This window comes from Hydrogenophaga sp. SNF1 (assembly GCF_034421675.1).
Classification (GTDB): Bacteria; Pseudomonadota; Gammaproteobacteria; order Burkholderiales; family Burkholderiaceae_C; genus Hydrogenophaga; species Hydrogenophaga borbori.
Genome location: NZ_CP139793.1, coordinates 1,930,173 through 1,951,643, shown reverse-complemented (window position 1 = coordinate 1,951,643; position 21,471 = coordinate 1,930,173). Strand labels below are relative to the sequence as shown.

The 21,471-nt window shown below is 73.2% G+C and carries 19 protein-coding genes; 15 read left to right on the top strand and 4 right to left on the bottom strand.

Annotation, left to right across the window (positions count from 1 at the left end; genetic code table 11):
• Positions 1-10: 10 nt before the first annotated feature.
• On the top strand, positions 11-1,219 hold the full coding sequence (gene pcaF / locus SOM08_RS09435; protein ID WP_116957729.1) for a 3-oxoadipyl-CoA thiolase: 1,209 nt from the start codon (positions 11-13) through the stop codon (positions 1,217-1,219).
• 90 nt (positions 1,220-1,309) lie between these two features.
• Here pcaF and SOM08_RS09430 read toward each other — a convergent pair whose 3' ends face one another.
• Positions 1,310-2,668: a class II fumarate hydratase gene (locus tag SOM08_RS09430; protein ID WP_322470557.1), complete on the bottom strand. Its 1,359-nt coding sequence runs from the start codon at positions 2,666-2,668 to the stop codon at positions 1,310-1,312.
• 154 nt (positions 2,669-2,822) lie between these two features.
• Here SOM08_RS09430 and SOM08_RS09425 point away from each other — a divergent pair, with 154 nt between their 5' ends.
• Together SOM08_RS09425 and SOM08_RS09420 are read left to right on the top strand one after the other, a co-directional pair.
• Positions 2,823-3,545: an ABC transporter ATP-binding protein gene (locus SOM08_RS09425; protein WP_116957727.1), complete on the top strand. Its 723-nt coding sequence runs from the start codon at positions 2,823-2,825 to the stop codon at positions 3,543-3,545.
• A gap of 17 nt (positions 3,546-3,562) precedes the next feature.
• Complete coding sequence (locus SOM08_RS09420) at positions 3,563-5,929, top strand: ABC transporter permease (protein WP_322470556.1); 2,367 nt, start codon at positions 3,563-3,565, stop codon at positions 5,927-5,929.
• A 190-nt stretch (positions 5,930-6,119) separates the two neighbouring features.
• On the opposite strand, the gene SOM08_RS09415 is transcribed toward SOM08_RS09420, so the two are convergent.
• The gene (locus SOM08_RS09415) at positions 6,120-6,248 is read right to left on the bottom strand and encodes a hypothetical protein (RefSeq protein WP_322470555.1); all 129 of its coding nucleotides are present in this window, start codon (positions 6,246-6,248) and stop codon (positions 6,120-6,122) included.
• A 143-nt stretch (positions 6,249-6,391) separates the two neighbouring features.
• Here SOM08_RS09415 and SOM08_RS09410 point away from each other — a divergent pair, with 143 nt between their 5' ends.
• The gene (locus SOM08_RS09410; RefSeq protein WP_322470554.1) at positions 6,392-7,147 is read left to right on the top strand and encodes an efflux RND transporter periplasmic adaptor subunit; all 756 of its coding nucleotides are present in this window, start codon (positions 6,392-6,394) and stop codon (positions 7,145-7,147) included.
• A gap of 38 nt (positions 7,148-7,185) precedes the next feature.
• Here the strand turns inward: SOM08_RS09410 and SOM08_RS09405 are convergent, their stop codons facing one another.
• A complete protein-coding gene (locus SOM08_RS09405; RefSeq protein ID WP_116957724.1) occupies positions 7,186-8,094 on the bottom strand; it encodes a LysR family transcriptional regulator in 909 nt (302 codons plus the stop codon).
• 103 nt (positions 8,095-8,197) lie between these two features.
• Between SOM08_RS09405 and SOM08_RS09400 the strand changes: the two genes are divergently transcribed.
• The 11 genes from SOM08_RS09400 to SOM08_RS09350 all read left to right on the top strand — a co-directional run bounded on the left by SOM08_RS09400 (position 8,198) and on the right by SOM08_RS09350 (position 21,004).
• Positions 8,198-9,190, top strand: coding sequence for a Bug family tripartite tricarboxylate transporter substrate binding protein (locus SOM08_RS09400; protein ID WP_070398041.1), 993 nt, complete (start codon positions 8,198-8,200; stop codon positions 9,188-9,190).
• Positions 9,187-10,908 (top strand): FAD-dependent oxidoreductase, encoded by a 1,722-nt coding sequence (locus tag SOM08_RS09395; RefSeq protein ID WP_322470553.1) that lies wholly within the window; start codon positions 9,187-9,189, stop codon positions 10,906-10,908. Before SOM08_RS09400 ends, SOM08_RS09395 begins: the two co-directional genes overlap by 4 nt.
• A gap of 88 nt (positions 10,909-10,996) precedes the next feature.
• Entirely contained in the window at positions 10,997-11,479 is a 483-nt protein-coding gene (locus SOM08_RS09390; RefSeq protein WP_116957722.1) for an acyl-CoA thioesterase, read from the top strand.
• A 208-nt stretch (positions 11,480-11,687) separates the two neighbouring features.
• Positions 11,688-12,185: a spore coat U domain-containing protein gene (locus tag SOM08_RS09385; RefSeq protein ID WP_116957721.1), complete on the top strand. Its 498-nt coding sequence runs from the start codon at positions 11,688-11,690 to the stop codon at positions 12,183-12,185.
• A gap of 13 nt (positions 12,186-12,198) precedes the next feature.
• Complete coding sequence (locus SOM08_RS09380; RefSeq protein WP_322470552.1) at positions 12,199-12,891, top strand: molecular chaperone; 693 nt, start codon at positions 12,199-12,201, stop codon at positions 12,889-12,891.
• Positions 12,872-15,166, top strand: coding sequence for a fimbria/pilus outer membrane usher protein (locus SOM08_RS09375; protein WP_322470551.1), 2,295 nt, complete (start codon positions 12,872-12,874; stop codon positions 15,164-15,166). The genes SOM08_RS09380 and SOM08_RS09375 overlap by 20 nt, the downstream gene beginning before the upstream one ends.
• Positions 15,163-15,663, top strand: a complete 501-nt coding sequence (locus SOM08_RS09370; RefSeq protein WP_116957718.1) for a spore coat U domain-containing protein — start codon at positions 15,163-15,165, stop codon at positions 15,661-15,663. The genes SOM08_RS09375 and SOM08_RS09370 overlap by 4 nt, the downstream gene beginning before the upstream one ends.
• 79 nt (positions 15,664-15,742) lie before the next feature.
• Positions 15,743-18,139, top strand: coding sequence for a hypothetical protein (locus SOM08_RS09365; RefSeq protein WP_322470550.1), 2,397 nt, complete (start codon positions 15,743-15,745; stop codon positions 18,137-18,139).
• 66 nt (positions 18,140-18,205) lie between these two features.
• Positions 18,206-19,072 (top strand): presqualene diphosphate synthase HpnD, encoded by an 867-nt coding sequence (gene hpnD / locus SOM08_RS09360; RefSeq protein WP_245980809.1) that lies wholly within the window; start codon positions 18,206-18,208, stop codon positions 19,070-19,072.
• Positions 19,069-20,382, top strand: coding sequence for a hydroxysqualene dehydroxylase HpnE (gene hpnE / locus SOM08_RS09355; protein WP_322470549.1), 1,314 nt, complete (start codon positions 19,069-19,071; stop codon positions 20,380-20,382). The genes hpnD and hpnE overlap by 4 nt, the downstream gene beginning before the upstream one ends.
• Positions 20,383-20,542: 160 nt before the next feature.
• Positions 20,543-21,004 carry an SH3 domain-containing protein gene (locus SOM08_RS09350; protein WP_116957716.1) on the top strand — a complete coding sequence of 154 codons (462 nt, stop codon included), beginning with the start codon at positions 20,543-20,545 and terminating at the stop codon, positions 21,002-21,004.
• Between the two features lie 15 nt (positions 21,005-21,019).
• Here SOM08_RS09350 and SOM08_RS09345 read toward each other — a convergent pair whose 3' ends face one another.
• On the bottom strand, positions 21,020-21,451 hold the full coding sequence (locus tag SOM08_RS09345) for a GNAT family N-acetyltransferase (protein WP_116957715.1): 432 nt from the start codon (positions 21,449-21,451) through the stop codon (positions 21,020-21,022).
• Between the last annotated feature and the right edge of the window lie 20 nt (positions 21,452-21,471).

Genomic DNA, 21,471 nt, shown 5'->3' with positions numbered 1-21,471 from the left:
CGGAGAACCCATGAGCACCCGTCAAGCCTTCATCTGCGACGCCATCCGCACCCCCTTCGGCCGCTACGGCGGCGCGCTGTCCAGCGTGCGCACCGACGACCTCGGTGCGATCCCCATCAAAGCCTTGATGGAGCGCAACCCGTCCGTGGACTGGGCCGCCGTGGTCGACGTGCTGTACGGCTGCGCCAACCAGGCCGGCGAAGACAACCGCAACGTGGCGCGCATGGCCGCGCTGCTGGCGGGCCTGCCCATCGAGGTGCCCGGCGCCACCATCAACCGACTCTGCGGCTCGGGCCTGGACGCGGTGGGCAGCGCGGCGCGCGCCATCAAGGCCGGCGAGGCGGGCCTGATGATCGCCGGCGGCGTGGAGAGCATGAGCCGCGCGCCCTTCGTCATGCCCAAGGCCGAGAGCGCCTTCAGCCGCGCCAATGCGGTGTACGACACCACCATCGGCTGGCGCTTCGTCAACAAGCTCATGAAGGGGCAGTATGGCGTGGACTCCATGCCCGAGACGGCCGAGAACGTGGCGGTGGATTACAAGATCGAGCGCGAGGCCCAGGACCGCATGGCCCTGGCCAGCCAGCTCAAGGCCGTGGCCGCGCAGAAGGCCGGCCACCTGGCGCGCGAGATCGTGCCGGTGACCATCCCGCAGAAGAAAGGCGACCCGGTCATCGTCGACAAGGACGAGCACCCGCGCGAGACCAGCCTGGAGGCGCTGGCCAAGCTCAAGGGCGTGGTCAAGCCCGAGGGCAGCGTGACCGCCGGCAACGCCAGCGGCGTGAACGACGGCGCCTGCGCTCTGCTGCTGGCCGATGAGGCGAGCGCGTCCAAGCATGGCCTCACGCCCAAGGCGCGTGTGGTCGGCATGGCCACGGCCGGCGTGGCGCCGCGCGTGATGGGCATCGGCCCCGCGCCGGCCAGCGAGAAGGTGCTCGCGCTCACCGGCCTCACGCTGGAGCAGATGGACGTGATCGAGCTCAACGAGGCCTTCGCGGCCCAGGGCCTGGCGGTGTTGCGTTTGCTCGGCCTGAAGGACGACGATGCGCGCGTGAACGCCTGGGGCGGGGCCATCGCCCTGGGCCACCCGCTGGGCGCCAGCGGCGCGCGCCTGGCCACCACGGCCGTCAACCGCCTGCACGCCACGGGTGGGCGCTACGCGCTGTGCACCATGTGCATCGGCGTGGGGCAAGGCATCGCGGTGATCGTCGAGCGGGTTTGAGCGCTGCGGGGCTGGCCGGGGCGAAGCACCCGGCACTCGGCCATCCACCCGGTCGTCGGCTTGCAACGCTGGCCCGCCCCGGCCCTTGGCTCACCCCCCCTTCACCCAGGCATCGAACTGCTCCGCGCTGGCCAGCCCACGTTCGAGCACCAGCTCGCGCAGCGGTCTCCCCGAGGCCTGGACCTCGCGGTACAACACCGCCGCTTCCTCGTGCCCGATGCGCTTGGCCAATAGCGTGGCCTGCAGCATCGCGGGCGACAGCGTGGCCGCGATGCGCTCGCGATCGGGCTCCATGCCGCGCACGGCATGTTCCTCGAAGCTGCGCATGCCATCGGCCAGCAGGCGGATGCTCTGCAGCAGGTTGTGCGCCAGCAGCGGCTTGGCGGCGTGCATCTGGAACTGCCCCAGCGTGGCGCCAACGCCGATGCTCACGTCATTGCCCATCACCTGCGCGCACACCATGAGCAGCGATTCGCACTGCGTAGGGTTGACCTTGCCCGGCATGATGGAGCTGCCGGGCTCATTGGCCGGCAGCCGCCATTCACCCAGCCCCGGGCTGGCCTCCCAGCGCAGGTCGTCGGCGATCTTGCACAACGCCAGCGCCAGCCCCCGCAGCGCGCCGTGCAGCTGCAGCAGCGCGTCGTGCGCTGCCTGGGCCGCGTAGGGGTTGTCGGCGCGGCGCAGCGGCAGGCCGGTGGCCTCGCTCAAGGCCTCGGCCATGCGCGGGCCGAAGTCGGGGTGGGCGTTGGCGCCGCTGCCCACCGCCGTGCCACCAATGGCCAGGCCCTGCACCGCGCGCAGCGCCGGCGCCAGCGCGGCCCCGGCCTGATCGAGCTGCGCCACCCAGGCCAGCAGCTCGTCGGCCAGCGTGAGCGGCAGCGCGTTCTGCAGGTGGGTGCGGCCCGTCTTCATCACATCGTGCACGCCCTCGGCCTTGGCGGCGAGCGTGTCGCGCAGGGTGCGCAGCGCCGGTTGCAAGGCGCGTTCCACGCCCAGCAGCGCCGCCAGGTGGATGGCGGTGGGAATGGTGTCGTTGGACGACTGGCCGAGGTTGACCTCGTCGTTCGGGTGCACCGGCCGGCCCAGCAGCGCCGAGGCGCGGCGCGCGATCACCTCGTTCATGTTCATGTTGCTCTGCGTGCCCGAGCCGCTCTGCCAGAGCGACAGCGGAAAGGCATCGGGCCAGCGGCCGTCCACCACCTCGGCGGCGGCCTGCGCGATGGCGTCGGCCACGGGCCGCTCCAGCGTGCCCAGGGCCGCGTTCACGCGCGCCGCGCAGCGCTTGGTGAGTGCCAGCGCGTGCAGCAGCTCAGGCGGCATCTTCTCGGTGGAAATGGCAAAGTGGCCGATGGCCCGCTGCGTCTGCGCGCCCCAGGGCGCGTCGGCGGGGATGTGGATCTCGCCCCAGGCATCGTGTTCGGTGCGGGGCGAAGGCGAAGGTGGGTTCATGGCGTGTTCCTGGCGTCGGGTGGCCGTGTGGCCGTACGGCGGCCGTCGGGCGAGCGGCAAGCGGTGTGCCCATCCGTCCCCGATCCGCCAGCTTGAGGCCCGCGCTTGACGTTCGTCAAGCGGCCGGGGCCGCCCCCATGCTGCAATCCCCGGCATGCCTGCCACGCCTGTCTTTTCCGCGCGCGCGCTCACCAAGGTGTACGGCGAAGGCCCCACCGCGGTGCACGCCCTGCGCGGCGTCGACCTGGACGTCATGCCGGGCGAGTTCGTCGTGCTGCTCGGGGCCTCGGGCAGCGGCAAGAGCACGCTGCTCAACATCCTGGGCGGGCTCGACTCGCCTTCGGGCGGCTCGGCGCGCTGGACGCACGCCGGCCAGACCCACGAGCTGGCCGGCGCCAGCGACGCCGAGCTCACGCGCTACCGGCGCGAGCACGTGGGCTTCGTGTTCCAGTTCTACAACCTCATCGCCAGCCTGACCGCGCGCGAGAACGTGGCCCTGGTGACCGACCTCGCCACCGATCCCATGGCGCCCGAGGAAGCGCTCGCGCTCGTGGGCCTGGAAGGGCGTCTGGACCATTTCGCGGCCCAGCTCTCCGGCGGCGAGCAGCAGCGCGTGGCCATCGCGCGCGCCATCGCCAAGCGCCCCGAGGTGCTGCTGTGCGACGAGCCCACCGGCGCGCTGGACTGCGCCACCGGCGTGCGCGTGCTGGAAGCCATCGAGCGGGTGAACCGCGAACTGGGCACCACCACCGTGGTCATCACGCACAACGCGCCCATCGCGCAGATGGCCGACCGCGTCTTGCGCCTGGCCGACGGGCGCATCGCCTCCGTGCAGGCCAACCCGAGCAAGCTCGCCGCCGCGGCGCTGAGCTGGTGAGCAGCGAGGCCAGGACCATGCGCGCGCTGACCATCAAGCTGGGCCGCGACCTGTGGCGCCTGCGCGCCCAGGTGCTGACCATCGCCATGGTCGTGGCCATCGGCGTGGGCGGCTTCGTCGGCCTGTTCTCGGTGCACGCGTCCCTGCTCGACGCGCGCGACCGGTTCTACGCCAGTCACCGCCTGGCCGACGTGTTCGTCGCGCTCAAGCGCGCGCCGCTGGCGCTGCGCGAGCGCATCGCCGCCCTGCCCGGCGTGGCCGAGGTAAAGACTGGCCTGGCCTTCGATGCGCGCGTCGACCTGGGCGACCCCGGCCCGCCCGTGACGGGCCGCTTCGTGGCCCTGGACCTGGCGCGCGTGCAGCGCGGCGAACAGGGACTCAACGCCCTGCGTCTGCGCGAGGGGCGCTGGCCCGAGGCGGGCACCACCCTGGAGGCATTGGTGAGCGAGGCCTTCGCCAAGGCGCGCGGCCTCAAGCCCGGCGACAGTGCGCGGGCCGTGCTCAACGGCCGGCAGCAGACGGTGCGCATCGTCGGCCTGGCGATCTCGCCCGAGTACGTGTTCGCCTCCGGCGGCGCCGCGCCCGACGAACGCAGCTTCGGCATCTGGTGGACCGACGCGCGCCGCCTGGGCGAGCTGCTGGACCTGCAAGGCGCCTTCAACCAGGCGGCGCTGCGGCTGGACACCGGTGCCTCCAGCGAAGCCGTCATCGACGCGCTGGACCGCCTGCTCGAGCCCTATGGCTCGCTGGGCGCGGTGGCGCGCGCCGACCAGCTCTCGGCGCGCGTGGTGGACGACGAACTCGACCAGCTGCGCGTGATGGGCACGGTGCTGCCCGCCATCTTTCTCGGCGTGGCGATGTTCATCCTCAACGGCGTGCTGGCGCGCCAGGTGGCCACGCAGCGCCCGCAGATCGCCGCGCTCAAGGCCCTGGGCTACGACGACGCGGTCATCGGCGGGCACTACCTGCAGCTGGCGCTGGTGGTGGCCGGCCTGGGCGTGCTCGGCGGGCTGCTGCTCAGCGCCGTCATCGGCCGGCTCATGCTGGGCCTGTACGAGCCGGTGTTCCGATTCGATGCCCTGGCCTACCGCACCACGACCGCCGCCGTGGGCGTGTCGGTGCTGCTGTCGCTGCTGGCGGCGGGCCTGGGCACCTGGGCCTCGATCCGCGCCGTGGTGCGGCTGCGCCCGGCCCAGGCCATGCTGCCACCGGCCCCCCCGCACTACCGGCGCACGCTGCTGGAACGCCTGGCGGGCCGGCGCGTGCGCGCCGCGCCGCTGCTGGTGCTGCGCGATGTGCAGCACCGGCCCTGGCGCACCGCCTTCACCATCGGCGGCGTGGCCATGGCCATGGCGCTGCAGATCTCGGGCGCCTTCTGGCTCGACGCCATCGCCCACATCGTGGACGTGCAGTTCCGCCAGGTGCAGCCCGGCAACGTGGCGCTGCAGTTCGAGCCGCGCGCGCCCGAGGGCGTGTTGCACGAGTTGCGCCGCCTGCCCGGCGTGCTGCAGGCCGAGGGCTACCGCAACGAGGCCGTGCGCGTGCACCACGGCGCGCGCTGGAAAGACGCCAGCCTCGCCGGCATGCCGCCGGAGGCGCGGCTGATGCGCGTGGTGGACGATCCGCTCGGCGCGGTGGAACTGCCCGACGAAGGCCTCGTGCTGTCGCACCTGCTCGCGCGCGCGCTGGACGCGCGCGTGGGCGACACCGTGACGGTGGTGTTCCGTACCGGCCACCGGCGCCGGATCGACCTGCCCGTGGTGGCCGAGGTGCACGCCCTCATGGGTCAGCAGGCCTACATGCGCCTGTCCACCCTGCAGGGCCTCACGCGCGATGGCGCGGGCCTGTCGCAAGCCGTGCTGCAGGTGGACCCGGCCTCGATGCCGGCGTTCTGGTCGGCCGTGAAGGCAGCGCCCTCGATCGGCGGGGTGTTCGACAAGCGATCGGTCCAACAGACCTTCGACGAGCGCACCCAGCACAACATGGGGGCCTTCAGCGCCATCCTCACGCTGTTCGCCATTGCCATGGCCGTGGGAATCACCTACAACGCCGCGCGCATCGCGCTGTCCGAACGCGCCTGGGACCTGGCCAGCCTGCGCGTGTTGGGCATGACGCGCGCCGAGGTCTCGGTGCTGCTGCTGGGCCAGCTCGCCGTGGAGCTGCTGCTGGCGCTGCCGCTGGGCCTGCTCGCGGGGCGCGCCCTGGCCGGCCTGCTCATGCGCCTCATGTCATCGGACAACATCGATTTTCCCGTGGTCATCGCGCCGTCCACCTACGCGTGGGCGGCGCTCATCGTGCTGGCCGCTGGCGCGGCCAGTGCCCTGCTCGTGCGCCGCCACGTCGACCGGCTCGACCTGGTGGCTGTTCTGAAGGTGCGCGAATGAACGACGACAAGACCCCACCCAGGCGCCGCGTGCGCCTGATCGCCGCCGCCACGGCCGCGGCCCTGGCCATCGCCGCCCTGCTCGTCTGGGCCCTGCGGCCCGCGGCCTTGCCGGTGGAGATCGCCACGGTGCAGCGCGGCGACTTCGAGCAATCCATCGAGGAGGACGGCGTGCTGCGGCTGCTGCAGCGCTACACCGTGGCGGCGCCCACCGCCGGCGAACTGCTGCGGCCCGGCCTGAAGGTGGGCGACACCGTCGCCGAGGGCGAGCCGCTGGCGGTGCTGCGGCCCGCGGCGCCATCGATGATCGACAGCCGCACGCGCGAGGTCTTGCTGCCAGCGCGTCGGCAGCGCCGAGGCCGCGCTGGCGGCCACACGGGCGCAGGCCGCGCGCGCGCAGGCCGCGCTGGCGCAGGCCGAGCTGGACGCGCGGCGCAGCGAGGAACTGGCGCGCGCGCAGTTCGTGGCGCCGTCGGCGCGCGAACAGGCGCAGCTCAACCTCACCGCGGCGCGCCAGGCCCTGGCCGGCGCGCAGGCCGAGCAGCGCGTGGCGGCGCATGGCCTGAGCGAGGCGCGCGCGGCGCTGGCGCGCGCCGACGGCGGCGGCGAGGCCAGCGAGGGCCTGTGGACGCTGCGCAGCCCGATCGCGGGCCGCGTGATCGCGGTGCACCGCGACAGCGCGGGCCCGGTGGGCGCAGGGCAGGCCTTGATGGAGCTGGGCGACACCACGCGGCTGGAAGCCATCGTGGACCTGCTGTCGGGGGATGCGGCGCGCGTGCCGCCGGGCGCGGCGGTCACGCTGCAGGCGGGCAGCGGCCTGCCGGCCTTGCCGGGGCGCGTCACGCGCGTGGAGCCGGTGGCGTTCACCAAGGTGTCCGCGCTCGGCATCGAGGAGCAGCGCGTCAACGTGCACGTGGAGCCGGCCGCTCCCTGGCCCGACCGGTTGCCGCTGGGCGAGGGCTACCGCGTGGAGGCCCGCATCGTGACGCTGGCGCAGACCGACGCGCTGCTGGTGCCGAACGCGGCCCTGGTGCGCACACCAACCGGCTGGCAGGTTTTCGTGGTGGACGGGGACGGGCGGGCGCGGGCGCGCGCCCTCACCCTGGGGCCGCGCGGCAACGAGCAGGCCGTCGCCACCGACGGGCTGCGCGCTGGCGAGCGGGTGGTGCTGTACCCGGGCAACGGGGTGCGCGAGGGACAGCGCGTGCGCGAGCGCTGAGGCCTGGCGTCCGCACCGGCCTCGACCGGCGCGGCTCGCTAGGCCCGCAACGCCGCCCGGACCTCGCGCACCAGCGCCTGCGCCGTCAGCGACAGCGCGCGCCCGCGCTTGGTCACGATGCAGATGTCGCGCGAGACGCGCGGCGCGCTCAGCGGCAGCACCGCCAGTTCTTGTGGCCGCGCCGCGCGCGCATACGCCGCCGGCATGATGGCGATCGCCATGCCGGCGCGCGTCATCCACAGCGCGGTGGAGAGGAAAGTCACCTCGTGCACCACGCGCAGCCGCACGCCCGCGCGCGCGGCGCTGGCGTCGATCAGCGGGCGCACGCCGTAGCCCGGGCGCACGGTGATCACCGGGTGGCCGTCCAGGTCGGCCCAGCGCAGGCGCGAGCGGCCCGCCAGCGCATGGCCCGCCGGGCAGACCACCGCCAGGTGGTCGCGCACCAGGGTGTCGGTGTCCACGTCGGCGCCGGCCTGCTCGGGCACACCGATGCCGAAGTCCACCTGCTCGCCCACCACGCGCGAGACGAACTGGTCGGGCGCGCAGTCGTTGATATCGACGTGGATGCCCGGGTGGCGCTCGCGAAAACGCACCACGGCCGCCGGCAGCAGCAGCTCGGCCAGCGTGGGCGTGACGGCCACGCTCACGCGCCCGCGCCGCAGCTGCGACAGCTCCAGCGTGCCCGCGCCCAGGGCCTCCGCGTCGCGCAGGATGCGCTCGGCCAGCACGATGGCCTCGAGCGCGGCCTGCGTGGGCTGCAGCGTGCGGGTGGTGCGGTCGAACAGGCGCGCGCCCAGGCCCTCTTCCAACTGCCGCAGCGACAGGCTCACCGCCGACTGCGTGACCGACAGCTGCTCGGCCGCCGCGCTCACCTTGCGCAGGTGGAAAACCGCAGCGAAGGCGCGCAACTGGCGCATGCTGGGGATGAAGCGGGCGTCCATATTCATGAGTTCGAATAATAAATGGTTCGATAAGTTTTACTTTACGCATGAATCGGGAGCGGGTTGAATCGCGGGCGGACAAGCACCACCAGAAACAGGAGACAAGTCAATGAAGCCTTCCGCCCTCCGGCGCGCGCTGGGCGCCGCCCTTGGCGCCAGCGCCCTGCTCGCGCTCGCCGCCCCCGCGCTGGCCAACGAGGCCGCCTGGCCCACCAAGCCCATCCGCGTGATCGTGACCTTCCCGCCCGGCGGCAGCGCCGACGCCATCGTGCGCGCCATCGGCCCGCGCGTGAGCGAGAAGCTGGGCCAGCCGCTGGTGATCGAGAACCGCCCTGGCGCGGGCGGCAACATCGGCCTGACCGCCGTGGCCAAGGCCGAGCCCGATGGCCACACGGTGGGCCTGGGCGCGGCCGGCGCGCTGTCGGCCAACGTCAGCCTCTACCCGCAAATGCCCTACGACCCGGTGAAGGACTTCAAACCGGTCTCGCTGGTCGCGGCCATCCCCTTCGTGTTCGTGGGCCACCCGTCGGTGGGCGTGCGCACGCAGGCCGAGCTGATCGCCCTGGCCAAGCGCGACCCGAGCAAGCTGACCATCGGCCACGGCGGCAACGGAACGGCCATGCACCTCACCGCCTCGTTGTTCGATCAGATGGCGGGCACGAAGATCGTGCAGGTGGCCTACCGCGGCTCCGGCCCCGCCGCCGTGGATGCGCTGGCGGGCCAGATCCCGCTGGCCGTGACCGACCTGCCCGCCGCGCTGCCGCACATCCGCGCCGGCAAGCTGCAGGCCTTCTCCGTCACCAGCGACAAGCGCGTGCCCGCCCTGCCCGACGTGCCCACCGTGGCCGAGGCCGGTCTGGCGGGCTACGAATCGGTGGGCTGGTTCGGCATCGTCGCGCCCGCGGCCACGCCCGACGCCATCGTCAACAAGCTCAACGCGGCCCTGGTCGAGGCGCTCAACGACCCCGCCACGCAGGCCACCATCCGCGGCCTGGGCGTGGAACCCGCGCCGACCACGCCCAAGGCCTTCGGTGACTACATCAAGTCCGAAACCACCAAGTGGGCCAAGGTGATCCGCACCGCTGGCATCAAACTCGAATGAACCCCTCCGCCCCCCTGACCGACCCGACCAGCGCGTCGTCCACCGACGTGCTCATCGTGGGCGCCGGCCCCGTGGGCCTGACGCTCGCCATGGACCTTGCCGCGCGCGGCGTGCGCGTCACCATCGCCGAGCTGCGCGCCTACAAGGAGCCGCCCAGCGTGAAGTGCAACCATGTGGCCTCGCGCACCATGGAGCGCTTCCGTCAGCTCGGCGTGGCCGACCGGCTGCGCCAGGCGGGCCTGCCCGATGAACACCCCAACGACGTGGTGTTCCGCACCGCCATGACGGGCATCGAGCTCACCCGCATCCCCATCCCGAACCGGCTGGAGCGTTTCGTCGACAACGGCGGCCCCGACACCTGGTGGCCCACCGCCGAGCCACCGCACCGCATCAACCAGATCTACCTGGAGCCCATCCTGCTGGAGCACGCGGCGGCGCTACCGAACGTGACCCTGCTCAACCGCACGCGCGTGGACGGCTTCGAACAGGACGCCGATGGCGTCACGGCCACGCTCGTCGGCCTGGACGGTGGCACCCCGCGCCGCGTGCGCGCGCGCTTCCTGGTCGGCTGCGACGGCGGCTCCTCCGGCGTGCGAAAGGCCATCGGCGCGCGGTTCGAGGGCACGGCCGTGATCCAGCGCGTGCAGTCCACCTACATCCGTGCCAAGGACCTGCTGAGCCGCCTGCCCGGCAAGCCCGCCTGGTGCTACTACTCGGTGAACCCCCGCCGCTGCGGCACGGCCTTCGCCATCGACGGCCGCGAGACCTGGCTGGTGCACAACCACCTCAACCCGCACGAGACCGAGTTCGATTCGGTGGACCGCGACCAGAGCATCCGCCACATCCTGGGCGTGGGTGACGACTTCCAGTACGAGGTCATCTCCAAGGAGGACTGGGTGGGCCGCCGCCTGGTGGCCGACCGCTTCCGCGACCGGCGCGCCTTCATCGCCGGCGACGCCGCCCACCTGTGGGTGCCCTATGCCGGCTACGGCATGAACGCGGGCATCGCGGACGCGCTCAACCTGTCGTGGCTGCTGGCCGCGCAGGTGCAGGGCTGGGCCGACCCGTCCATGCTCGACGCCTACGAGGCCGAACGCCAGCCCATCACCGAACAGGTGTCGCGCTTCGCCATGGACCACGCGCAGAAGATGATCAAGGCGCGCAGCGCGGTGCCGCCGAACATCGAAGCCAACGACGCGGCCGGCGCGGCGGCGCGCGCCCTCATCGGCGACGAGGCCTACCAGCTCAACGTGCAGCAGTTCTGCTGCGCGGGCCTGAACTACGGCTACTACTACAGCGGCTCGCCCATCATCGCGGCCGATGGCGAGGCGCCGCCGGCCTACACCATGGGTGACTTCACGCCCTCCACGGTGCCGGGCTGCCGCGCGCCGCACTTCTGGCTGGCCGACGGCCGATCGCTCTACGACGCCTTCGGCGCCGGCTACACGCTGCTGCTCGCGCAGGCCGACACCGAGGCCCAGCCGCTGCTCGACGCCGCCGCCGAGGCCGGCGTGCCGCTGACGGTGCTGGATGTCTCTCGCGAAGTGCGGCGCCCGCCCGAGTACCGCCACGCGCTGCTGCTCTGCCGCCCCGACCAGCACGTGGTCTGGCGCGGCGACACGGTGCCCGCCGACGCGCGCGCGCTGGTGGCGATGCTGCGCGGCGCCGCCCGCACGGGCACCAGCGCCGCGCCCCACCCCAGCGCCGCGCTGGCCTGAGGCCGCCCGCCCCCGCCGGCCCCCGCGCCGGCGGGGCCCCCGTGCCGTGTACATTGGCGCACCCCGCGCGCACCCCATCGAACCGGCCATGGACCTCCCCTCCCACCAGCTGAGCATGACCGTGCTCATGACGCCCGACATGGCCAACTTCTCGGGCAATGTGCACGGCGGCACCATCCTCAAGCTGCTGGACCAGGTGGCCTACGCCTGCGCCAGCCGCTACGCGGGGCGCTACGTGGTCACGCTCTCGGTGGACCAGGTGATGTTCCTGCAGCCCATCCACGTGGGCGAGCTCGTCACCTTCCTGGCGTCCATCAACCACACCGGCACCTCGTCCATGGAGGTCGGCATCAAGGTCGTGGCCGAGAACATCCGCTCGCAGGTGGTGCGCCACGCCAACAGCTGCTTCTTCACCATGGTGGCGGTGGACGACGGCGGCAAGCCCGTGCCGGTGCCACCGCTCAAGCCCGCCACGCCCGACGAGCACCGCCGCCAGGCCGCCGCGCGCGTGCGCAAGCAGCTGCGCCAGGAGTTCGCGCAGCGCACCGAGGCCCTTCGCCAGGCGAGCTGAGCCGCGCCGCCCGGCCTGCCGGGAAACCTTGACGGCGCGCGCCACCGCATGCCGGGAAAGCTTGCGACTTGGCGTCAAACCTCAAGAAAACCTCTGCCCGAAACGCGCGCCCTCTAAAGATAGATTGCGGGCCTCCGAGATCGCAGACAGGCACGCACCCCACCCGGACCGTGCGGCCGAGGTCTCGATGTCCGTCCAGGAGGTCGCCATGTCCCGCTGTCACACCCCCATCCGCCGCACCCTGGCCGCCGCCGGCCTGTGCCTGGCCGCGCTGCCCGCGCTCGCGCAAAGCAGCGCCACCTTCGGCGTCACGGCCACCGTGCTGGCCAGTTGCACGGTGGTCGGCGGCATTCCCCTGGCATTCGGCATCGTGTCGCCCGGCGTGCAGGCCGACAGCAGCACCGTCGTCACCGCCACCTGCACCGTGGGCACCCCCTACAGCCTCTCGCTCGACGCCGGCACGGGCAGTGGCGCCACGGTGGCCGACCGGCGCATGACCAGCGGCACGGACACCCTGGCCTACCGCCTCTACCGCGACGCCGGGCGCACCCAGCTCTGGGGCGATGGCACCAACGGCACCGTGTTCAACAGCAGCACCGGTACCGGCCTGCTGCAGTCCTTCACCGTGTACGGTCGGGTGCCGTCCAGCGCCACCGCCACGGTGGGTGTCTACGCCGACACCATCACCGTGACCGCCACCTACTGAGGCGGGGTCCGGCATGAAGCGCCTGCTCGCCCCGCTGCTCGCGCCAGTGGTTCTCGCGCTGGCCTTCCCGCCGGCCGCGTCGGCCTTCCAGGTGCGGCCCGTGCGGCTGGAGCTGGGCAGCCGCGCCCCGGCCTCGCAGCTGACGGTGCACAACCCCACCACCCGCCCCCTGCTGCTGCAGGCCGAGGCCTTCGATTGGAGCCAGGACGGCGGGGCCGACCGGCTCAAGCCCACGCAGGCGCTCATCGTCAACCCGCCCATCTTCGAGCTCGCGCCAGGCGCCACCCAGGTGGTGCGCGTGGGCCTGCGCCAGGCGGTGGAGTCGGGCGTGGAGCGCAGCCACCGCCTCTGGCTGAGCCAGGTGCCCACGCCTGGGGACGTCGACGACGGCGTGCAGCTGCTGCTGCGCGTGAGCCTGCCGGTGTTCGTCACCGGCGTGGCCACGCCGGCGGCCCAGCCGCAGTGGCAGCGCCACGGCGACACGCTGGAGCTGCACAACGCCGGCGGGCGCCACCTGCACGTGCATGGCCTGCAACTCCTGTCGGACCAGGGCGGCAGCACCCACTTCGGCCCCTGCTACGCCTTGCCCGGCCAGGGGTGCCGCTGGACGCTGCCGGCCGGCTGGTCGGCCGCCACCACGCGCTACGACGCCGACACCAGCGCGGGGCCGCTTCGCGGGGTGGTCGATGCGGTGGCGCCGCGTTGAGGCCCTGCTGCTCGCCATCGGCCTGTGCGGCGCGCTCACACCCGCGCGGGCCGAACCCGCGCCGCGCCTGCTGGAGGTCTGGCTCAACGGCGAACGCGTCGACGGCTTCGCGCCGCTGATGGAGGACGACGGCCGCTGGTACGCCACGGCCGAGACCCTGGCGCGCTGGCGCCTGCGCCCCGCCGATCCGCCGCGCACCATCGCCGGCGTGGCGCACCATGGCCTGCAGAACTGGTCGCCCCGCTTCGACAAGGCCCAGCAGCGGCTGGCGCTGCAGGCGCCGCCCGAGCAGTTCCTGGCCCAGCGCCTGCGCCTGGACGGTCGCAGCGACAGCGAGGCGCCGCTGATGGAGCCCCTGCCCGGCCTGGCCATGGACTACAGCGTGAACGCCGAACGCAGCGGCGGCCAGAGCAGCACCGCCGCCCTGCTCGACCTGCGCGGCTTCGGCTGGAGCACCGGCGGCCTGGCGCGCGCCAGCGGTGTGCTGCGCGCCGGCGCCAACCCGGCCGGACTGCCGCGCTGGCAGCGGCTGGACACCAGCCTGCAGCACAGCGACCCCAACGGCCTGTGGCGCGCCAGCCTGGGCGACGCCATCACCTGCGGCGGCGAGCTTGCGCCCGCGCTGCGCTTCGCCGGCGCGCAATACGGCACCGACTTCAGCCTGCGCCCCGACCTCGTCACCCAGCCCCTGCCCTCGGTGTCGGGCAGCGCGCAGGTGCCCAGCGGTGTGGACCTGCTGATCGACAACCGCCCGGCCGGCAGCGCCCAGGTGGGGCCGGGCAACTACACCCTGGATCAGTTGCCCGGCGTGACCGGCGCGGGCGAGATCCGCGTGGTGCAGCGCGACCTGCTGGGTGTGGAGCGCGTGCAGGTGGTGCCCTACTACAGCAGCCCGCGCCTGCTGCGCCAGGGCCTGAGCGAGCACTGCGCGGAGGCCGGCGTGCTGCGCCGCGGCTACGCCTCGGCCAGCGACACCTACGGTGGCGGTTTTATCGCCGGCAGCCTGCGCCACGGACTGAGCGACACGCTCACCCTGCTGGGCCGCGCCGAGGCGGGCCAGGCCGTGCGCGCCGTGCACCTGGGCGCGCATTGGGTGGTGGCGGGCGCGGGCGTGCTCAGCCTGCAGCTCGGGCGCAGCCAGGCCGACGGCACCGGCGCCGGCCAGCGCACCGCCATCGGCTTCGAGCGCGTGGCGCGCGCCGGCAGCCTGAGCGCCACGATCGACACCGCCGGCACCGGCTTCCGCTCGCTCGACGGTTCGCGCCTGCCGCAGCGGCGCACCACCCTGTTCGCCGGCACCAGCATCGGCCAGACCAGCCTGTCCGCCGGCCTGGTGTGGCAGCGCGGCGCCCAGGGGCAGGACACACGCGTGCTCACCGCCGGCCTGCAGCGCCGCCTGGGCGCGCACTGGCACGCCGGCCTGAGCCTGTACCGGCGCGACGGCCAGTTCAGCGCGGCCCTGCTGCTCACCCGCGCGCTGAGCCCCGACACCACGCTGGCCGCGCGCGCGCAGGCCGGCGCGGACGCCGGCCTCACCGTGCAGGCGCAGCGCAGCGAGCCCGACGCCGGCGGCCTGGGCTGGCGCCTGCAGGGGGGCAGCGACGCGCTGAGCGCCCTGGCCGGCGTCAGCTGGCTGGGCCAACTCGGCCGTGTGGAAGCGCAAGCCACGAAATGGCGCCACGACCCCGAGGCCCACCTGCGCGTCGCGGCGCAGGGCGGCGTGTTGTGGATTGGCGGCCAGCCCATGCTGGGCCGCACCATCGGCGAGGCCGCCGCCGCGCGCGTGGAAATCGAGGGCATGGGCGGCGTGGGCGTGCGCCTCAACCACCGCGACACCGCCGTCACCGACGCCAAAGGCCAGGCCTGGGTCTGGGGCCTGCAGCCCTGGCAAGAGAACACCCTGGGCGTGGCCGCCGACGTGCTGCCGCTGGACGTGGTGCTGGGCGTGCCCGAGCTGCAGGTGCGCCCGCCCGCGCAGACCGTGGTGCGCGTGCGCTTCCCTGCCCGGCGCACGCGCTCGGCGCTGGTCAGCGTGCGCCTGCCCGACGGCAGCCCCGTGCCACCGGGCGCGCGCGCCTACCGCGCGCCCGGTGGCGCCCCGGCCGGCGACGAAGGCGCGCCCTTCGCCCACGGCGGCCAGGTCTGGCTCACCGATCTCGACGACTTCAACACCCTGCGCGTCGAAGGCCCGCAGGGCCTGTGCCGGGTGAGCTTTGCGCTCGCACCGACCCAGGGCGCCGCCGCCACCCTGGGCCCATTCACCTGCACACCATGAACACCAAGCCCCTCCTGCGCGCACTGCTCCTGCTGCTGACCGCCCTGCTCTGCGGCACCGCCGCCCGGGCGCAGAGCTGCAGCGTGAGCGCCACGGCCCTGGCCTTCGGCAACTACACCTCGCCAGGCGGCGCGCGCGCCGACAGCAGCGCGGCCGTGCTGGTCACCTGCACGCCCCAGTACCTGCTGCTCGCCTGCAAGAGCAGCTACACGCTCTCGCTGTCCGTGGGCGACCACGCCAGCGGCGCCCAGCGGCAACTGGCCGCCGGCGCGGGCCGCCTGGCCTACGGCCTGTTCAGCGACAGCCTGCGCCAGCAGCCCTGGGGCGATGGCGGCGCCAGCGGTCCCACCACCGGCGGCACCATCACCACCAGCCTGCTCAACCTGGTGTGCCTGCCGGGCAGCAAGTCGCACACCGTCTACGGCCGCCTACCCGCCAACCAGAGCGTGCCGGCCGGCAGCTACAGCGACAGCGTGGTGCTGACGGTGACCTACTGAGGTGAGGGAAAGGTGATGAGCCGCGCGGGACGTGGCGGTTACTGAAGGCGCTTCCCCTCCGCTCGCGCTTTCCCTCGACATGCAACGCTTCTCGTCCTTCTTCTTCTCGAATCCCAAACCACCGTCCATCCCCCGCGCCGAGCACAAGCCCCTCATCAACCGAAGCGGCACCGAGGCCGCCGACACACCTCACCCCTCCAGTCGCAACGAAGCCAACCGACGCAACGCCCGGTTCCTGGAGGCATCGCTGAACATCCAGGACCAGCGGGTCCTCGCGCAGGCCACGCAGGCCTTGGAGTCGACGCTCAATGCCCTGCTCGACAGCCGCCCCCCGGTGCTGCGCATCTGGGACGGCAACGGCGGCTGGCACTGCAGCGCCACGCCGACAAATGCGCAGCAGGTGGAGCACTTGCTGCACCTCGGCCAGTTTCTGCTCCAGCACCGACAGAGGAGCGCCGTGTTCGTGCTGTCGGCGACCGTGCTGCAACTGAAAGACCCTCATCACCCGGAGATGCCCCGGCTCATGCTCGCCTGCGGCCAGGCCGTTCGCCAGGTGCGCGGGGCCATCGACCCCCAACTGCTGCAGGCCTTGCAGGGCCTGGCCAGCGACTGCGCCCAGGCGAACCGGCTGTCGCCCGATGAACTCGCGCTGTTCCTTTCAGCAGAGAAGGATCCGCCGCCCCACCCCGCCTTCGACGCGCTGCTGGACCAGCTCGGCGCCAGCGCCGAGCAGCGCCGCCAGGCCCTGGAGCGCGACGATCTGCGGCAAGCGTTCGACACCCTGCAGTCGGGCGAGCCGCCCGCACTCACCGTGTGGAACGACGGCGGCTGCCAGCACTGCCTCGTGCCCCCCGGCGACGAGCGTGGCGGGCGTTTCGACCAGTTGGCCTGGTTCGCCCACCAACTGCAGGCACTGCACATCCCCGGCGCGGCGAACCTGCTCGCGGCCCTGAGCCTGGCCGCCCACCACCAAGGCGGCAAGGAAATCGATCTGATCGAACGCTGCGGCAGGGCCCTGCTCGACCGGCTCACCCAACAGCACCTCGGCAGTGCCCCGCCAGCCCGCAGCGGCGCACTGCCCCACGAAGTCTTGACGGCGCTGTGCGCGCGCGTCGGCGAGCTGGTCGCCCGTGGCGCGCTCCCCGCCGAATGGCTGCAGACCTTTGAATCGATTGCCCAGCGGCACCAGGCCCCGGGCTGCGTCGTCGGGCTTCGCCTGCGGGGCATCACCCTGGACATCCAGCGCCTGGGCGCCATGGGCGCGGCAGAGGAGCGGCAGGCCCTCGCGGCGCGGCTGGTGCTCGACATCCAGAAGGTCCACCGCCTGCTGGGCGCCAATGGCCTGGATGGCAGCGGCGCCCTGGCGTTGATGCGAACGCTGTGCGCCGTCTGTGGGAACGACGCCCAGGCCCAGGCCGTGCAGGCGGCCCTGCAAGCCATGGGTCAGAAGACCCCGCAGCAACTCGCGCTCGAACAAGGCATCGACGACATGCGCGAGGCGATGGCGTCCTGGCTGCCGTCCTTCGACAAGCGCCCGGTGGACGACGCCGTGCGCCTCTACCTGTCGCGCGACGACGCGGCCACGCCCGGGCTCGCTCTGCAGCGCCAGGCGCAGCTCCTGCACTACATCGAGGCCCTCGCGGACAGCCCCCAAGCCCCCCGCGCGCTCATCGAGCGGCTGGTGGAGTTCACCCTGAGCGCCTTCCCCGCCCCGACCCCGACCCCCATCGACAGCGCGCTGCGGCTGCTCGACCGCTTGGACGGCGGCCCCCTCACCGAGCGCCTGACCCAACTGCTGAAGGCCCTGCCCAGCGGCACCCCGTGGACCACTCCCCAGCGCGGGCGCCTGATCGCCCTGGTGCTGCGCGCGCCGCGTCCCCGGGCCACGCTGCTGAAGCTCTGGCTGGAGCGGGGTCCCTTGACCCGTGGCACCCGCACCGAGCAACAGGCCGTGGGCGCCCTGTGCTTCGGCCTGAACCAACTGGCCAAAGGCACGAAACCCGAGGCGGTGATGGCGCACGTGCTGCACACGCTCGACAACAGCGGCGTCGCCGACGTGCCCGAGTGGCGCTCCTTGGCCCAAGGGCTGCTGATCGCCTGGCTGGAGCAGGACCACAGCGCCGCCCGCCTGCAGTCGCCCGAGCTGCTGCGCTTCGCCGTCGATATCGTCGTGCCCCCCGTCGAGCACACCGCCATGGCCGAGGAGGCCTGCGCCGAACTGGCCCGCGCGCTGCACCCCACCCTGCTGCGGCTGGACCGGCGCGAGCCATCGAGCCGCCAGGCCGCACCGGTCGAGCTGTTCGGCCACGCGCTGCTGCAGCCCGCCCCACAACACCTCGCGCCATTGCAGCGGCCCCAAGGCCTGGGCCTGTTGCAGGCGGCCTGGCGGGCGCTGGTCCCCGCACGGCCAGAGACCACCACGCCCCTGCCCGCGACCGACAGGCCGGCCACCGAGCCGCCGCCCTTCGCCGGCTGACGCCGGGCGCGGCCCCGGCGGCGCGTCCCGAGGCCCCGGGCGCCATGCGTACACTCGTGGCACCCCATGAGCCCGCAAGACTACGTCCAGCAGAAAGCCGCCGCTTCCGGCAGCAGCTTCTACTACGCCTTCCTCTTTCTGCCGCCCGAGCGGCGCGCCGCCATCACGGCCTTCTACGCCTTCTGCCGCGAGGTGGACGACGTGGTCGACGAGGTGAGCGATCCGGGCGTGGCGCAGACCAAGCTGGCCTGGTGGCGCGGCGAGGTGGCGCAGGCCTTCGCGGGCCAGCCCAGCCACCCGGTGACGCAGGCCCTGATGCCGCTGGCCGCCGCCTACGGCATCGAGGCGCGCCACCTGCTGGGCGTCATCGACGGCTGCCAGATGGACCTGGAGCAGAGCCGCTACCTCGACTTCGCCAACCTGCAGCGCTACTGCCACCTGGTGGCCGGCCTCGTGGGCGAGGTTGCCGCGCGCATCTTCGGCCAGACGCAGGAGCGCACCACCGAGTACGCGCACCGCATGGGCCTGGCCTTCCAGCTCACCAACATCGTGCGCGACGTGGGCGAGGACGCGGTGCGCGGGCGCATCTACCTGCCCATCGACGAGCTGCAGCGCTTCGACGTGAAGGCGCACGAGCTGCTGCGCCGCGGCGCGGCGCCGGGTGGCGAAGCGGCCGATTTCGAGCGCCGCTTCACCGCGCTCATGGCCTTCCAGTGCCAACGCGCGCTGGCCACCTACGACGAGGCCCTGGCCCTGCTGCCCGACGCCGACCGCCGCAGCCAGAAACCCGGCCTGATGATGGCCAGCATCTACCGCACGCTGCTGCGCGAGATCGAGGCCGAGCCGCTGCTGGTGCTCACGCGCCGCGTGAGCCTGACGCCGCTGCGCAAGTTCTGGCTCGCGTGGAAGGTGCAGGCGCTGGGGCGGCTGTGAGCACGGGCCCCAGCGTCGCCATCGTCGGTGGCGGCTGGGCCGGCTGCGCCGCCGCCGTGGCCGCCGCGCAAGGTGGCGCCCGGGTCACGCTGTTCGAGATCACCCACACCCTGGGCGGGCGGGCCCGCCGGGTCGACATCGCCCCCCCCGACGGCGCGCCCCTGCCGCTGGACAACGGCCAGCACATCCTCATTGGCGCCTACACCGCCACCCTGGCCTTCATGCGCGCCGTGGGCGTGAACCCGCGCGAGGCCCTGCTGGCGCTGCCGCTGTCGCTGCGCTTCGCCGACGGCCAGGGCCTGGCGGTGCCGCCCTGGGCCGCGCGCTGGCCCGCGCCGCTGGACGCGCTGGCCGCCATGCTCGGCGCGCGCGGCTGGCGCGCCGCCGAGCGGCTGGCCCTGCTGCGCGTGTCGCTGCGCTGGCGCGCGCAAGGTTTTGCCTGCGGCGCGTCGGACACCGTGGCCACTGTCTGCGAGGGCCTGCCCCCGCGCGTGATGGACGAGCTGATCGGGCCGCTGTGCGTCTCGGCCCTGAACCTGCCGCCCGACCAGGCCAGCGGCGCCACCTTCCTGCGCGTGATGCGCGACGCGCTGTTCGGCCGCGGCGCGCCGGGCTTCGCGCCCTCGGCCCTGCTGCTGCCGCGCCACGACCTGTCCGAACTCGGCCCCGACCCGGCCGCGCGCTGGCTGCGCGAGCGCGGCCACGCCGTGCACCTGGGCCGGCGCATCGAACGCATCGAGGCGGACGGGCAGGGCTGGCGCCTCAGCGGCGAAGGCCAGAGCGAGCGCGTCGACCGCGTGGTCTGGGCCACGCCCGCGCCGGTGGCGGCCGACGCGCTGCGTGGCATTGCCCCCGACTGGGCCGGCACGGCGGCGGCGCTGGCCCACACCGCCATCACCACGGTCTACGCCCTGGGCCCGCGCGAGCACCCGCCCTTGCCCGCGCCCATGGTGTCGCTGCGCGGCGGTCCCGCCCAGTTCGCCTTCGACCGCGGCCGGCTGCGCACCGCCGACGCCGGCGTGCTGGCCTTCGTGCTCAGCGACAGCCACGGCGAACGCGAGGACCTGCAGGCCGCCACGCTGGAGCAGGCGCGCGCGCAACTCGGCCTGGAGGGCCTGATCCCGCTGCGCACCATCACCGAGCGGCGCGCCACCTTCGCCTGCACGCCCGGCTTGCGCCGTCCGCCGGCCACCGTGGCGCCCGGGCTCTGGGCGGCGGGCGACCACGTCGACGGCCCCTACCCCGCCACCATCGAAGGCGCGGTGCGCAGCGGCCAGGCGGCGGGCCAGGCCGCCGCGCGCGGGCGCTGAAAACGCCCCATCCGTGACGTACGGCGGTCTCATGAACCGCTTCGCCCCTCGGCATGGCGAATCGGGGCTGTTAACCTTGGCCCCTCGGGGGAACCTGGGTCGCGCGAGCGGCTCCCACCCCCTTTGTTTTTTCTTGACCCGAGGAAAGGAGCCCATCGCCATGCCGGTCAACACCGTTGCACGATCCCTGTTCCGCGGCCTGTTCGCCCTGACTCTGGGTGTGGCCGCCATCAGCGCCCATGCCCAGAACATGGTCAGCATCAGCGGCAGCACCGTGAACATGCGCGATGGCCCCAGCCTGAAAAGCACCGTGCTGTGGGAGCTGCGGCGCGGCTTTCCGCTGCAGGTGACCGAGCGGCGCGGCAACTGGCTCGAGGTGAAGGACTTCGAGGGCGACACCGGCTGGGTGGCGCGCTCGCTCACCGGCGACGAACCGCACCACATCGTCACCAGCAAGATCCTCAACGTGCGCAGCGGCCCCGGCCTGAACAACGAGGTGGTGGTGCAGGCCCAGTACGGCGAACTGCTCAAGACCCTGGAGAAGCGCGGCGACTGGGTGCGCGTGGAGCGCGAGACGGGCGAGTCGGGCTGGGTGTCCGAGCGCCTGGTCTGGGGCTGGTGAGGCGCGGGCGGGCGCTCAGTCCTCGCTGAGGTAGCCCCGCTCCAGCTGCTGCTGCGGATTCGAAAAGATGGCCATCGCCGTCTTCATGCGCAGGAAGCCGAACTTCCGATAGAACGGCTCCTTGCCGGGCACCGCGTACAGGATGATCTTCCTGTGGCCGCGTGAGCGCTCCACGAGCTGGGCAACGATCTGTTTGCCCAGGCCCGTGCCCTGGTGACCAGGCAGCACGGCGATATCGCAGAGGTAGGCGCAGTCGGCGCCGTCCGCCAGCGCCCGGCCGGCGCCGACCAGGCGGCCGCCCTCGAACACGAAGCACTTGAACAGGCTGTTGCCGAACACCGTGCGCAACAGGTCCGGCGGCTTGTCGCCCAGCGGCGCGTCCCGATAGAGCGCGCTCAGCTCATCCCAATCGATGCCTTCGGCCGTGTGCCGCCAATCGAGTGCCATGCGTCTGCTCCGATCATTGA